This is a genomic window from Megasphaera massiliensis (genome assembly GCF_000455225.1).
Taxonomy (GTDB): Bacteria; Bacillota; Negativicutes; order Veillonellales; family Megasphaeraceae; genus Megasphaera; species Megasphaera massiliensis.
Genome location: NZ_HF954534.1, coordinates 144,671 through 159,677 on the forward strand (window position 1 = coordinate 144,671; position 15,007 = coordinate 159,677).

Annotated in this window: 13 protein-coding genes and 1 CRISPR repeat array; of the genes, 6 read left to right on the plus strand and 7 right to left on the minus strand. The window is 48.6% G+C overall.

Annotated features, from left to right (window positions below):
- Positions 1-905: 905 nt before the first annotated feature.
- Positions 906-1,268 carry a hypothetical protein gene (locus TX77_RS13520; RefSeq protein ID WP_154651840.1) on the plus strand — a complete coding sequence of 121 codons (363 nt, stop codon included), beginning with the start codon at positions 906-908 and terminating at the stop codon, positions 1,266-1,268.
- A 106-nt stretch (positions 1,269-1,374) separates the two neighbouring features.
- A CRISPR array of direct repeats spans positions 1,375-2,154; the repeat unit is 36 nt; unit sequence GTTTCAGTCCCCTTACGGGGATTTTGGTACGCTGAC.
- A gap of 572 nt (positions 2,155-2,726) precedes the next feature.
- Here the strand turns inward: TX77_RS13520 and TX77_RS01730 are convergent.
- Positions 2,727-3,506 (minus strand): class I SAM-dependent methyltransferase, encoded by a 780-nt coding sequence (locus tag TX77_RS01730; protein ID WP_230197999.1) that lies wholly within the window; start codon positions 3,504-3,506, stop codon positions 2,727-2,729.
- A 361-nt stretch (positions 3,507-3,867) separates the two neighbouring features.
- Here TX77_RS01730 and nikB point away from each other — a divergent pair, with 361 nt between their 5' ends.
- Genes nikB through TX77_RS01755 form a run of 5 tightly spaced genes read left to right on the plus strand, consistent with a single transcriptional unit; the run spans position 3,868 to position 8,767 of the window.
- Positions 3,868-4,812, plus strand: a complete 945-nt coding sequence (gene nikB / locus TX77_RS01735) for a nickel ABC transporter permease (RefSeq protein WP_044503107.1) — start codon at positions 3,868-3,870, stop codon at positions 4,810-4,812.
- The gene (locus tag TX77_RS01740) at positions 4,809-5,657 is read left to right on the plus strand and encodes an ABC transporter permease (RefSeq protein WP_044503108.1); all 849 of its coding nucleotides are present in this window, start codon (positions 4,809-4,811) and stop codon (positions 5,655-5,657) included. Before nikB ends, TX77_RS01740 begins: the two co-directional genes overlap by 4 nt.
- Before the next feature lie 2 nt (positions 5,658-5,659).
- Positions 5,660-6,439 (plus strand): ABC transporter ATP-binding protein, encoded by a 780-nt coding sequence (locus tag TX77_RS01745; protein WP_044503109.1) that lies wholly within the window; start codon positions 5,660-5,662, stop codon positions 6,437-6,439.
- A gap of 3 nt (positions 6,440-6,442) precedes the next feature.
- Positions 6,443-7,201, plus strand: a complete 759-nt coding sequence (locus TX77_RS01750; RefSeq protein WP_044503110.1) for an ABC transporter ATP-binding protein — start codon at positions 6,443-6,445, stop codon at positions 7,199-7,201.
- Between the two features lie 12 nt (positions 7,202-7,213).
- Positions 7,214-8,767, plus strand: coding sequence for an ABC transporter substrate-binding protein (locus TX77_RS01755; RefSeq protein WP_044503111.1), 1,554 nt, complete (start codon positions 7,214-7,216; stop codon positions 8,765-8,767).
- 346 nt (positions 8,768-9,113) lie between these two features.
- On the opposite strand, the gene guaA is transcribed toward TX77_RS01755, so the two are convergent.
- The 6 genes from guaA to tnpA form a co-directional block, all read right to left on the minus strand.
- Positions 9,114-10,649 carry a glutamine-hydrolyzing GMP synthase gene (gene guaA / locus TX77_RS01760; protein WP_044503112.1) on the minus strand — a complete coding sequence of 512 codons (1,536 nt, stop codon included), beginning with the start codon at positions 10,647-10,649 and terminating at the stop codon, positions 9,114-9,116.
- A 106-nt stretch (positions 10,650-10,755) separates the two neighbouring features.
- Positions 10,756-11,301 (minus strand): CBS domain-containing protein, encoded by a 546-nt coding sequence (locus TX77_RS01765; protein WP_049917265.1) that lies wholly within the window; start codon positions 11,299-11,301, stop codon positions 10,756-10,758.
- A gap of 15 nt (positions 11,302-11,316) precedes the next feature.
- Entirely contained in the window at positions 11,317-11,787 is a 471-nt protein-coding gene (locus TX77_RS01770; RefSeq protein WP_044503113.1) for a CBS domain-containing protein, read from the minus strand.
- Positions 11,788-11,917: 130 nt separating this feature from the next.
- On the minus strand, positions 11,918-13,141 hold the full coding sequence (locus TX77_RS01775; RefSeq protein ID WP_044503114.1) for a CaiB/BaiF CoA transferase family protein: 1,224 nt from the start codon (positions 13,139-13,141) through the stop codon (positions 11,918-11,920).
- Positions 13,142-13,361: 220 nt separating this feature from the next.
- A complete protein-coding gene (locus TX77_RS01780; protein WP_230198000.1) occupies positions 13,362-14,474 on the minus strand; it encodes an RNA-guided endonuclease InsQ/TnpB family protein in 1,113 nt (370 codons plus the stop codon).
- Between the two features lie 6 nt (positions 14,475-14,480).
- The gene (gene tnpA / locus TX77_RS13110) at positions 14,481-14,882 is read right to left on the minus strand and encodes an IS200/IS605 family transposase (RefSeq protein WP_071822278.1); all 402 of its coding nucleotides are present in this window, start codon (positions 14,880-14,882) and stop codon (positions 14,481-14,483) included.
- Between the last annotated feature and the right edge of the window lie 125 nt (positions 14,883-15,007).

Below are 15,007 nucleotides of genomic sequence, written 5' to 3' on the forward strand. Positions count from 1 at the left end.
ACATCTTCGTAGTGTTTCAGTCCCCTTACGGGGATTTTGGTACGCTGACTCGCTACGACTGGCATCCGAACGGGCATAACGCCCAAACGTTTCAGTCCCCTTACGGGGATTTTGGTACGCTGACGCGACTTCCTGTCGGACCTCAACGGATTCAAGCACGTCCCGTTTCAGTCCCCTTACGGGGATTTTGGTACGCTGACTCTATCCCTCAGTACCCGCTCCCTGACTGGGCTCACAGGCGATTTTTTCAAACCTCAGGCTTTTTTCGCCTTTTCGGGGGACCCGGGTGAAAAATAAAAATCAGGCAGTGTCGTCTATCCGCTTCGTTACGCCATTTGTAGCCATTTTGGAAATTTTCAAACCTACGGGGTTTTTGACCCTGAAATAGGTTTTCCAAAGGTCAGGCAAAGTCAGTATTACCTTGACTTATCTCAAGTATACTTTTTTCGCTGCACCTTGTCAAACCACTGCACCGCAACGAAGGGCCAAACAGAACAAATCCCCAAGAAAAGCCATCACAGCCCATCTCGGGAATTCCAGTAACACAACATCCTAGTGAATCAAAATAGATTGATTAAGAATACGTCCTTTTCCTCCTTGCGGAGAAATCGGTAATATGACATGGCTAGCTAAGCTTGTTTGGCGAAAGCTTCATAAGAGTCTCAGTCCCCCCCTATGGATTACCTCCTTTTTCTAAAAAAGAGTCTAACTAAATCTGGAATTTTAGTTCTTAACTTCTTGAGTAAATCCATAAGAGGCCAAACTGAGTCTTAACGCTTGAATATAGGTGCTATAATCCCAGGCGGCAGCAAATTTATTCCATTGGTACTTCATTTTGAAATAGATATTTTTATGATTTTATCGTATACTATATATGATGATATATATAACAAGAGGCGATAACATTGACCATTTCAACACAGACACATTATCTTATGAACAATCTCATGGGTATTTTCTTTGGAGCCATATTGCCATCATTTTTGTTGTCCGGTTCCGACAGCGAAGCTAGTGCAATTTATTTTTTAACTGCACTACTCGCGTTAATTCCATCAAATATTGCCTATCGTAAGGGTAGAAGTTTTGCTAAATGGTTTATCTATAGTGATACCTTGTGGATAATAGCAATGATTCATAGCTTAAAAATAAAACCTAACGATAGAGGAAAAGCTAGAAATGGCTTCCATAAATGCCCATATTGTGGGGAATATAGCCGCCCAGAAGCAACAGTTTGCCACTGTTGTGGGAGAGATTTGTTTATACAATAAAACAGAGTCCGCCATTTTTGAAAAAACATCATGAGAATAGAATACAGCCAATAGAAAAGCCATGGATCTATGAAAAAAGCATAAATCCATGGCTTTTTCACGCCTTAAAACAGTCCCCTTACGGGGATTTTGGTACGCTGACTCGGCGTTCTGCTCGATAAAGCTTTTCTCGTAATCATCGTTTCAGTCCCCTTACGGGGATTTTGGTACGCTGACTCGCTACGACTGGCATCCGAACGGGCATAACGCCCAAACGTTTCAGTCCCCTTACGGGGATTTTGGTACGCTGACCTGGCGAAACAGAATACGACAACGACGGAAGATGTCGTGAGTTTCAGTCCCCTTACGGGGATTTTGGTACGCTGACATTATTGAATCCAAGAAGAACAATTCGTTTTACGGCTGTTTCAGTCCCCTTACGGGGATTTTGGTACGCTGACACCGACGACGCAGTCTGGTTTAAATCCAGGGTTGCAATCGTTTCAGTCCCCTTACGGGGATTTTGGTACGCTGACTGCTATAGATAAAGGAATAGATGTATTAAATACTGTTAAAGTTTCAGTCCCCTTACGGGGATTTTGGTACGCTGACTTACTATGCTACTGTATTTATTTAGATTTGTTGGCCGTTGTTTCAGTCCCCTTACGGGGATTTTGGTACGCTGACCTCGAATCGTATTATCTACAAGATCTTTGATTATCAGTTTCAGTCCCCTTACGGGGATTTTGGTACGCTGACACGCGCGAACGCAAAGCATTTATAAGAAACATAGATTTGTTTCAGTCCCCTTACGGGGATTTTGGTACGCTGACGTGGATAAACGACGTAAAAACGAAAAACCAGTTGCGGCGTTTCAGTCCCCTTACGGGGATTTTGGTACGCTGACTCTATCCCTCAGTACCCGCTCCCTGACTGGGCTCACAGGCGATTTTTTCAAACCTAAGGCTTTTTTGGCCTTTTTCAGGTACCCGGGTGAAAAATAAAAATCAGGCAGTGCCGTCTATCCGCTTCGTTACGCCATTTGTAGCCATTTTGAAAATTTTCAAACCTACGGGTTTTTTGACCCTGAAATAGGTTTTCCAAAGGTCAGACAAAATCAGTATTACCTTGACTTATCTCAAGTATACTTTTTTCGCTGCACCTTGTCAAACCACTGCACCGCAACGAAGGGCCAAACAGAACAAATCCCCAAGAAAAGCCATCACAGCCCACCTTGGGGATTCAAGTTCTTACCCAAAGCAAAGAAAATTGTACCGGCCATTACAAAAGTGTTCCGTCTCCTACGGGGATGGGTGTCTTAACGGTCATAATCAACCAGCAAAAGTATGTTGGCTTTAAAGTGTTTCAGTCCCCGTTCGGAGAGATACTGTATTCGGCCCTTTCTTACATCAATCGTCCCCACAAATGTCGCGCAGCCTGAATCACTTGTCGCTCAGACGGCGCCGTCGTCATGGCCGATTAGTAAAGATTATCAGCATGAAATAATTTCTTTGCAGCGATGGCAAACAGTGGAACATCATCGTACTGCATATCGGGATCATTGTGCACGCGCGGCGCTATATTGGCTTCCGCATCCACTTCCATGCCAAGACTTTTCAGATACTGTATATCCCAGTCCGGGCGACGATGATTACTGATGCGGACAGCGTCTTTGATGTTGTTGCAGGTGTCGATAAGTTCTTGGTTGATATTGGCATGGACATGTTCTTGATTGTCTTTCTTTGAAAAGGTTTCCTGCCCGTAATCGGAGTCAAAGTTCAACAGTAAGCCCTGTGGCTTCAATACGCGATGCCATTCCTGATAGGCCGCCATCGCATCGGGCAGGGTCCAGGTGAGATTTCTGCTGATGACGACATCGAAGGACTCCGATTCGAAATCAAGCTCTTGAGCATTCATCTTCTGAAACTTGGCTGCCACGCCATAGGCCAGGGCATTGATCTTCGCCTCATGGAGCATGGCCCCCGACATATCGATACCCGTCACGGCGTGTCCCATTTTCCCTAATAAGATGGCAAAGAAGCCGGCACCGGTTCCGATATCCAGAATACGAAGTTTCTGTCCCTGAGGAAGTTTTTCCTTAAGCAGTCCCCTCCAAGCTTCCGCACTGGGACCTTCCAGTTCTTTTCGTCTCGTCTTGCTGAAATCATCGCTGCGCGAGTCCCAATAGGCCTCGATTTCGCGATTCAGCTCACCATACGTATCGATGTCTTCATTATATTTCATATTATTTGTCGCCATATTAATCGGTCTCCTACGCCCTCCTGCCGCAACCTCCGAAATCCTTCGTCGGTAGGGCTTTAAAAATTTTCCATTCATATCATTCACTGTTATTAGTTTATCGAATATAATAAAAATTTATAAGCCCCCTATGGGGATAATAAAGAATGTTTTTATCATCCCTCGGGAAAATGCCGATACTAAAAGAAGTTTTCAAAAAACAGTCATTAACAAATCAATTTGCCATTCTTTCGTCATCAAATCTTTGAATGTAAGGCTTAATCTGCAATTATCATCGTCCAATATCCCCCAATAGGGCTTATATGTATACATTTTTTAATGTATTATTAAAGTTATGAAGAAAACGAAGAAAGGATGAGACATGTTGAATTATACACTGCAGCGTTTCCTACAGTTGATTCCCATTCTGTTTGGGATCACCTTCCTGTCCTTCCTGCTGATGTATATGGCAGGCAGTGATGCCGTAACGGAAATGTATACCAACCGCGGCGTAGAGGTGGCCCAAGAAATCATCGATGCCAGAAAAGCCGAGCTGGGATTGAATCTGCCCTTCTTCCGGCAGTATCTTTCCTGGCTTCAAGCGATGCTGCACGGAAATATGGGTATGAGCTATGTGACGGGCGAGCCCGTGCTGGAATCCTTTCTGCGAAAGCTGCCGGCGACGATATTGCTGACGACACTATCGATATTGCTGACGGTAGTGATTTCCCTGCCCTTAGGCATTTTGGCAGCGGTCCGTCACAATAAAGCGGAAGATTTGATCCTGCGCTTTTTCAGCTTTATCGGCAATGCCATGCCGAATTTCTTTGTGGCCATGCTGTTGATGCAGTTGCTAGGCATCCAATTGAACCTCTTGCCGGTCATCTCCGGCGGCACGGATTGGCAGAGCACCATCATGCCGACGATGACCCTGGCCATTGCCATGTCGGCGAAGTATTTGCGGCAGGTCCGTTCTACCGTACTGGAAGAGCTCAATAAGGATTATGTGTTGGGGGCCAAGGCCCGTGGGGTCAGCCGTAAGGTTATTCTTTGGAAGAATGTCATGAAGTCCGCCATGCTGACCATTATGACCCTGTTAACCTTGTCGATCGGCAGCCTTTTGGGCGGTACGGCCATTATCGAAAGCATCTTTATGTGGGATGGCGTCGGCAAGCTGGCCGTAGATGCCATCAATATGCGTGACTATCCGTTGATTCAGGCTTATGTCATGTGGATGGCGATTATCTATGTCGTGGTCAATCTGATAGCCGATCTGCTGTATCATCATCTGGATCCGCGTATCCGGCTGGGGGTGAGCCGCAAGTGAACGACGTTACGGTACGAATTCAGACCGTGAAAAAGGACCGGCTCAAATATAAACTGATTGCCTTCTCGATTTTGGCTTTATTACTGATTGCCGCTGCCTTTTTCAGCGAATCCCTGTGTCCGTATGACCCGTATGAACAGAATCTGGCCATTGCCAAGGCAGCGCCCTCTGCCGAACATCTGTTGGGTACCGACCGTTTCGGCCGCGATATGTTCTCAAGGATCATAGCCGGCAGCTATACGAGTATTTTTTCTACCCTCCTATTGGTCGGTTTTATTACCGTGTTTGGCAGTCTCATCGGCATTGTCTGTGCCTGGTCGGGAAAATGGATCGATACACTGCTCATGCGTCTGGCCGATATGTTTCTGGCCTTCCCCGGCCTGGTCTTTGCCTTAGCCGTTGCCGCTGTATTAGGCGGCGGTGTCCATAACGCCATCTTGGCCCTGGCGGCCATCAGCTGGCCTAAATATGCTCGTCTGGCCCGCAGTCAGGCCCTGGCCCAGCAATCGGCAACCTATATGCAGGCCGCTAAAATGGCAGGAAACAGTACATTTCAAATGATTTACAAGCATGTCATTCCAAATATTTCAGGTCCCATATTGATCACGGCCATGCTCGATATCGGCACGATGATGATGGAATTAGCCGGGCTTTCTTTTCTGGGACTGGGCGCAAAGCCGCCGATTCCCGAGTGGGGCAGCATGATGAGTGATACCCGTAATCTCTTGGCGACTCATCCTTGGGTAACCCTGTCTCCCGGCGTGGCCATCTTTGTGTCGGTTATGGTTTTCAATCTGCTTGGGGATACCGTCCGTGACTGGCTGGACCCAAAGAATCGGAGGTAAGGATGAGCGGCATCATACGATATGATCAGGTAGATATCAGTTATAACGGAAGGCGGGTCGTCCAAGATGTCAGCTTTGACCTTCAAGCCGGAGAAATCCTCGGCATTGCCGGCGAAAGCGGCAGTGGAAAGTCAACGTTATTGAAGGCTGCTATGGGCCTGTTAGGCAGAGACGGCCTCGTCACCCGCGGCGACATCTGGTATCAGGGAAAGAACCTGACGGACCTTTCGGAAAGGGACATGCAGGTCCTCTGCGGACCGGAGATCGCCATGATTTTTCAGACTGCCGGAACTTCCTTTATCCCCATTCGAACGATACGGGCGCAAATCCGAGAAATGATGGCAGCTCACGGCTATACGGATAAAAAGGCCGTAGAAACGCAGGCCCAAGACCTGCTGACAAAATTAGGCTTTACGGACCCCCGGCGTATTTTAGACAGCTATCCCTTTGAACTCTCCGGCGGCATGCAGCAGCGTGTGGGCGTGGCGGCGGCCATGCTCCTGAAACCGAAAGTCCTTTTGGCCGATGAGCCCACTTCGGCCTTAGATGTTACGGTACAAAAACAGGTCATCGAGGAAATGCTGCTGGCGAGGAAACTGTTTGGCACCGCCATTCTGCTCGTTACCCACAATATCGGCGTCATTAAGGCCATGGCGGACACGATGCTGATTATGAAGGATGGCCAGATGGTGGAATACGGAGACGTACAGGAGATCTTACAACATCCCCGGACAAGTTATACGAAAAAACTGCTGGCCGCCGTGCCGAAGTTAAGGAGGTAAATGATGGAAGAACTGTTACGCGTAGAGCACCTCCGCAAAATTTTTACCGCTGCCGATGGGAACGATTTTCCGGCCGTCGATGATGTGACCTTTTCCGTCGGCGAAGGAGAAAAGGTGGCCATCATCGGTGAAAGCGGCAGCGGCAAGACAACGGTGGCGAAGATGGTGACACGGCTGCTCGATGCGACCTCCGGAAGCATCATCCTGGAGGGCCAAGATATTACGAAAGCTTCCGGCAGAAAACTGCGGCAGGCCTACGGGAAAATACAGATGGTCTTTCAGATGCCCGTGGAAAGCTTCGATCCTCGCCAGACGCTAGGAGACGGCATCACCGAAGGCCTGCGCAATCACGGCCGGTCCAAAAAAGACGCCGCAGCAGAATGTCAGCGCCTCTTGGAACGCTGCGGCCTCGAGACAGCCTTTGCCGACCGGTATCCTCATGAGGTCAGCGGCGGTCAATGCCAGAGAGCGGCCATCGCCCGGGCCCTGGCCATTCAGCCTAAGCTGTTGATTCTCGATGAAGCCACGTCGGCCCTGGATGTAACCGTACAGGCCGACATCCTGTCCCTCCTCGATGAACTGCAGAAGGAATTGAAGATGTCTTATCTCTTCATTTCTCATGATATCGCCCTGGTTCAAGACTTCTGCGACCGGGTCATCGTCATGCACGACGGAAATATCATAGAAACGGGAACGACGGAGGAGGTAATTCGCCATCCGCAGCAGGACTATACGAAGAAGCTCATAGACAGCGTACTATAAGGAGGAAATGCAATGAAATGGAAGAAACTGGCAGCCCTGATGATCGGTGCCCTGCTGTGCGTCGGTGCCATTACCGGCTGCGGCAATGATTCGGCCGGAGGTGGCAGCGGAAATAAGGTACTGACAATTGGCGACACGACCTTCAACAGCTCCAATGAAGAACCCGACGTCAACCCCCACAACGCCTACGCCGGCTGGGCCTGTATCCGCTACGGCATCGGTGAGACCCTGGTCAAGTACTCCGATGACATGGAGCTCCAGCCTTGGTTGGCGGTCAAGTGGGAAAACACCGATCCCTTGACATGGAAACTGACCCTTCGTGACAATGTCAAATTTTCCAGCGGCCGTGTAATGGATGCCGCTGCCGTCAAACAGTGTCTGGAACATCTGATTGCCAACAACAAACGAGCCCAACAGGACTTGAAGATTGCTTCTATTGAAGCAAAGGGGCAAGAACTCATCATCAGGACGACAGAACCGAAACCGGCCCTGCTCAATTATCTCGGCGATCCCTATGGCTGTATCATCGATGTCGACGCCGGGTTTGAAAATGGAATCGTAGCCGGTACGGGTCCGTATATCGCGACCGATTTAAAGACCGACGACCATCTGACCCTCAAGAAAAATGACAACTATTGGGGCGGCACGCCGAAGCTGGATAAGATTACCATCCGCACCATTACCGACGGCAACACCCTGGCCAATGCCCTCCAGTCCGGTGAAGTGCAGGCGGCCTACGGCATGGCTTATGAAAGCTACCCCCTCTTCCAAAATGATCAGTACAATATCTCCCAGATTTCTACGTCCCGCTGTTTCTTCGGCAAGATGAATTTCGATCCCGATTCAGTCTGCGCCGATCCGGCTGTCCGCAAGGCCATTGCCATGGGGATCGACAAGAAAAGTTTCGTCGACAAACTGTTGGAAGGAAACGGATTCCCGGCGAACGGCGTATTCCCGGCAGGCTCTGCCTTTGGCGGCGATAAGGTAACGACCGAAACCTACGATCCGGAAGGGGCCAAGAAAGTGCTGGAACAAGCCGGCTGGTCAGACACCGATGGCGATGGAATCCGTGAGAAGAACGGCAAGAAACTGGTCGTAAAATGGCTGACCTATCCGAGTCGTCAAGAACTGCCGCTGTTGGCCGAATCGGCCCAATCCACGCTAAAAGATATCGGCATAGCCGTCGATATCAATAATACAGCCGATAACAACCAAGTCGTCAAAGATCCGAAGAAATGGGATGTCTATGCCATGGCCAACGTCCAGGCTCCTACGGGGGACCCGGAGTACTGGTTCACCGTATTTGCCGTAAGCCATGCCACCAAGAACCAGGGAAAATACCACAGCGCCAAGTTGGATGCCCTGGAAGAACAACTGAGTCAAGAATTCGACCCGGCCAAACGCGCCGCCCTGGCCGTCCAGATGCAGCAGACCGTCCTTGACGATAACGCCTTCGTCTTCTGTTCTTTCCTGAAGATGAGCATGATTTCCAAGAAAAACGTCAAGAACTATACCTCCCATGCCTGCGATTACTATCAGGTCACGGCCGATTTGGACATCGAATAATATTCTTACCCTTCCCCATAAATCAGGATAATGAAAAACTCTATCCAAAATAACAGCAGCCGTTTACGTCACAGTGCGTAAACGGCTGTTTCATGTTCAAGTTTTAGTTCAAGTACGGCTTCCGAACAACGATAGCCTTCGGGATATTTTGATAAGATCATCCCTGTTCATCAACACTTTTTGCTAGTATACTTCAAAAAAATACTTTAAAATAAAGTTTTTATAGTATAAAAGAAAAACTTTCCCACAAAAGGCTGACTACTGTCGGTTCACTTTGAGAACTTTCAATAAAAAAAGAACCCTCACAAATCGCTTCACGTTGCGATTTATGAGGGTTGCTATTATTTTATTCCCATTCAATGGTTGCAGGCGGTTTACTGGTAATATCGTAGACGATGCGGTTGATGTGGTCTACTTCGTTTACGATACGGCTCGAGATTTTATCGAGGACATCGTAAGGAATGCGGGCCCAATCAGCCGTCATGAAGTCTGTCGTCGTGACGCCGCGCAGGGCCAGTGTGTAGTCATAGGTTCTGAAGTCGCCCATGACGCCGACGGAGCGGTTATTGGTGAGGACAGCAAAGTACTGGTTGATGTCGCGCTGCATGCCGGCATTGGCGATTTCTTCGCGGAAGATGGCATCGGCATCGCGGAGGATATCCAGTTTGTCTTTGGTGATTTCACCCATGACGCGGATAGCCAGGCCCGGACCCGGGAAAGGCTGGCGCCATACGAGGTATTCGGGAAGGCCCAGTTCAGCCCCGAGTTCGCGGACTTCGTCTTTAAAGAGGTTGCGAAGGGGTTCGATGAGGCCTTTGAAATCGACGACAGCCGGAAGGCCGCCGACGTTGTGGTGGCTCTTGATGACGGCTGCATCGCCGGCACCGGATTCGATGACGTCGGGGTAAATCGTCCCCTGCGCCAGGAAGTCGACGGATCCGATTTTACGTCCTTCGTCTTCAAAGACGCGGATAAATTCTTCACCGATGATTTTCCGCTTCCGTTCGGGATCGCTGACGCCTTCCAGTTTAGAAAGGAAGCGATCCGACGCATCGACGCGGATGAAGTTCATGCCGCTGTCTTTAAAAGCGTTTTCGACTTCGTCGCCTTCGTTCTTGCGAAGGAGGCCGTGATCGACGAAGATGCAGGTCAGCTGACTGCCGACGGCCTTAGAAATGAGGGCCGCAGCCACCGAGCTGTCGACGCCGCCGGAGAGGGCCAGGACGACTTTGCCGTCGCCGACTGTTTCTTTAATGGAGGCAATGGCCGTCTTGGCGTAGTTGGCCATGGTCCACGAGCCGGTGCAGCCGCAGACTTCGAAGAGGAAATTATGGATCATTTCCTTGCCGTGTTCCGTGTGGAGCACTTCCGGATGATACTGCATGGCATAGAGTTTTTTCGCCGGATTCTGCATGGCAGCGACCGGGCAGTTCGCCGTATGGGCTACGACTTCAAAGCCTTCGGGAATGGAGGCGACGTAGTCCTGGTGACTCATCCAAACGACTTCTTTTTCCTGAAGGCCTTTGAATAAGGGCGATGCCGTATTGACGTCGATTTCCGTCTTGCCGAATTCCCGCATGGTCGCATGCTGGACTTCACCGCCTAAGGTTTGGGCCATGAACTGCATGCCGTAGCAGAGGCCGAGAACAGGCGTGCCGAGCTGGAAGACTTCGGCTTCGATCTTCGGTGCATTTTCTTCATAGACACTGCCGGGGCCACCCGTAAAGATGACGCCTATGGGCTGAAGTTCTTTGATTTTTGCAACGGCTTTATGATAAGGGTATACCTCACAATATACGTGATTTTCGCGGACGCGCCGTGCGATGAGCTGGTTGTATTGACCCCCAAAATCGACGACGATAACGAGTTCTTTGGTATCCATTATGGCCTCCTCGTGAATGACTTTTTTAGCAGCACAGCTGCCTAAATGATAAGATCATATAATTATACCACAGGACAGCGTCCATGCCTAGCCACAAAGGAGGCGATTACTTCCATTCCCGATACAAATCCTTTAAGATGCAGGCCCGGGTAATCATGCCGACGACGCGATGGTTGTCGACGACGGGCAGGATTTTCAAGTGTTCAATGACCATGACGGCGGCGACCTGTTCGATATCGGCTTTAGGCGTGGCGATCATGACGTCTTTGGTCATCAGCTTCTTACAGGGCTGATCGAGGAGGTTTTTAAATTCCTTGACGTACTTACAAATGCGGTTGGTATACACTTTGGTGCCCATGAAAGGCAGGCGAGGAATATGCGGCTTCGAGCTGCGATACATGAGGTCGGCACTGGAAATGAGGCCGATGAGATGGCTGTTTTCGTCGACGACCGGTACGGCCAGGAGGCGATGTTTGATAAAAAGGCGAAATACGTCGCGAATGGGCGTATCCGGCGTGACCGATACGAATACCTTTTCCATGACATCCCGAACGAGGACGGCCGGTTTTTCCGCTGCTGTTTCAACCGGTTCAACGGTTTCGACAGTTTCTTCTTCGACGGGCAATGAGTCTTTCTTCATGTCTTCCGTCATCTTCTTCTCCCCCTTTTAATCTTCGCCGTATTCACGGTACAATTCATCGAGAATATTGCCGCGCGTAACGATGCCGACAATGTGTTTTTCTTCAACAATAGGAATGACCTTCAAGTGTTCGGCTACCATGACGCCGGCAATCTGTTCGACATCGGCATCGGGTGCTGCAATGATGACGTCTTTGGTCATCATGTCGCGAGCCGTGCAGGCCAAAAGTTTCTTAAAGCCCTTGTCATATTCGCTGATACCGTTGTAATAGATGCTGGCACCGAGCAAATTGACGTAATGCGGAACGTGGGGCTTTACTTTCTTGTACAGTAAATCGGCGTCGGTTACGATCCCGACCAGTTCTTTCTTGTCATTGATGATAGGAATGGCCGTGATGTGATTCTTGACGAACAGATTGACCAAGTCAAACACAGACGTTTCCGGGCTTGCCGTGATAAAAGCTTTTTCCATAATATCGGATGCAGTACGTTTTGCCATATAGTATCACTCCTTTAAAAGAAAACGGCACGTGTGTCGTCTTATATATCTATTATACTATAAATATTAGACATAAAGAGGTTGATTTCCTGCTATGAGGTGAAAAAATCTCTAAAGACCGTCCCTTCTCTTAAATAACTCCTTCTTCATGAAGGCGGGCAATCTCTTCCTCTGTCAGATGGACTATCTCTTTGAGGATATCGTCGGTATGCTGCCCCAAGGTCGGTGCCGGACGAAAGGCCCTATCCTCGCAGCCATGGATTTTGATGGGCGTCCCCGGCACGGAAATCGTCTCCCCAATGGCAGGATCGTCAATATCCCACAGCATATGGCGCCGTTTTATGACCGGGTTTTCGCACACCCCCTTGGTATCGGCAATGCGGCCAAAGGGGATTTCGGCATCGGAGAGCTTCGTTTCCAGTTCATCCAGCGTGTGCTGCCGGCTCCAGCCTTCAATAATCGGTTTCAATTCGTCTGGATAATGTTCGCAGCGCAGTTTATTATCGGCAAATCGCGGGTCATCGGCCAGCTCCGGTTTTCCCATAATCTGACACAAAGACCGCCAAAAGCGCTGGGTCCCGCAGACCAGGGCAAATTGCCCGTCGGCTGCTTTAAAAATATCACAGGGAGTCACGGACAGATTTCGGTTGCCTACGGCTTCTACAATATCTCCGTTCAGTTCGTAGGACAGGGCTCCCGTTTCTAAAATAGAGAAAATCGTATCCAGCATAGAAACATCGACACGCCGCCCCATGCCGGTCCGTTCCCGCTGGAATAAGGCCATGACGATAGCCAGGGACAAATAGGTCCCGGAATAGTTGTCGGCAATGGACGATCCTACTTTATACATATGGTCCTGTTCACCGGTCATGCTCATGAGTCCGCCCATAGCCTGGGCGATGAGATCATAACTGGGGAGTTCCGCTTCCGGACCTTCCAAACCAAAACCTGAAATCGAAGCGTAAATCAAGGACGGATTGATGTCTTTTAAGACCTCATAACCGAGTCCCAATTTTTCCAGGGTACCGACGCGGAAGTTTTCACAAAGGACATCGACTTCTTTGATTAATTTTTTGAAAATCTCTTTGCCCTCTTCCGTTTTCAGATTGAGGGTCAGGCCAAACTTATTGCGGTTGATATAGGCATAATACCCGCTGGCGCCATTTTTAAAAGGGGCCCAGCCACGGGACTGATCCCCCTTTCCCGGCACTTCCAGCTTAATGACCTCAGCCCCCTGATCGGCCAGATGCATGGTACAAAAGGGTCCGCTGTAGGCATGGGTCATATCGAGGACACGGACACCGGTCAAGGGCTTTGTCTTTGCATCTACCGACTGTTCTTTATGTTGTTCCATACAGATTCCTCCTCTTGATGGCCCTTACTCAACCCGGCCATCGTATGAATCCCGTTATAGATTTAGCAGCAGCCTCGGATGCTATGAAAGGGGATTCTAATCGATTGACATACTCCCACGGCTAAAGCCGAGGGATTCTAGGATACGAGCGAAAACTGCGCATCTCGCGATGGTCTTACGTTCTCTCTCCTAACGGATGATGTCCCACCCGTATACAAATTTATGCTGTTAGTAGCCTCAGACCTTCTGACAAAATATTTCTAGCCGCATTGCGGTCTCGGTCGTGATGGATTCCGCAGGAAGGGCAAGTCCATTCAGAGACACGAATATTCTTAACTTCTTTGTTTTGGTAGCCACAGTCATGACAAATCTGACTGGACGGATAAAATGTATCTACCTTAATAATTTTCGTTCCCATCTGACGGCCGACATATTCTAGGATATTCTCGAACGCAGCAAAGCCGTAGTCGTTGACTTTTTTCCCGTGACCTTGCTGCATAGCCTTCATGCTGAGACTTTCAAGACAGATAACCGCATACTTCTGACATAGCTCTTTCGCGAGTTTAAAGTGGAAATCTCTGCGCTGATTCGCTTGTTTGCGATAGAGCCGTGCTAATACTTTACGATACTCCTGACGATTCTTCGAGCAGAGTTGACGGCGCGACAGATTTCGACAGGCCGTACGGATAGCCTTCTGGTTCTTCTGAAAGAAGGATGGCGCGGCAATATCATTTTCCTCATCCGGAGCAACGAGCATTTTATCTTTAAAGCAGAAATCGAACCCGACGCTTTTACCTGTTCGTAGTTTAACTTCTGTAATTTTTTGTTCACAGACGAAGTAGAGATAAATGTCTCCCAAAGTGTCCCGCTTAACCGTAAGTGTCTTGATTCTGCCTTCGATGTTGCGGCTCTTGAAGTAGCGGTACTTCTGTTTGGCTATGTAGACTGTGCCATGCCCCTCATCAAGCTTCCAGCCAGCTTGCTTGAGCGTATAAGACTTGTACTTGCAGACTTTCTTAAAACCTGGCGGTGCGGTCTTACGTTTATTGTCGAGATTTGTCCAGAAGAGATTGTACGCTCTATCGATACGGTCAGTGACATCCTGCAATGCCTGTGAACCTATTTCTTTAAGATAACTAAACCGCTCAAGTTTCTTGAGCTTCGTTAAGTGCTTCTGCAAAGCAAACTTGTTCAGCAACTTATGATATAGCTGCCAGTATCGCTTATGGAGGGCGATGCAATGATTGTAGGCAAGACCTGCGGCATTAATCTGCCGATGAAGTTTTTTATTGCGTTTTGCGGCATAAAGCTTAAACTTGTAGGTCTTTATCATTGCAACTCACCCCCTTGTTTTCTGCGTATCAATATACCACCTGATAGTATCGCTACTGACATTGCCAGCAGTCGAAACGAAATAACTTCTTGTCCAAAGGCTGGACATCCCTTTCAGTTTTGGAAATTCGTTACGAAGAACATGAGAAGAAGCTCCTTTTATCTCCTTCATAATTTCGGCAGGCGACTGCTTCGGCCAGCATTTCAAAAAAAGATGAACATGGTCAATATGGCACTCCATCGCGAGAATTTCGATTTTGAGTTCCTCGCATTTCTGTCGAGTTAGTTCTTTAAAACGTTCTTCCACCCGTGGAATAAGAAATATTTTACGCCGATATTTTGGACAGAATACAAAATGATAGTTGATGAATGACACGGTGGTTTTTGTTCTAAAATATATCGTTTCCATGTTTATATTATAGCATGTTTGTAGATAAAATAAAATATACTATCTACAAACAGCATTCATCCAACGATTAAAATTGTTGGCTTTCTGCCAAACAATCCGTAAAAAAAAATAGTGGTGCCATGAGA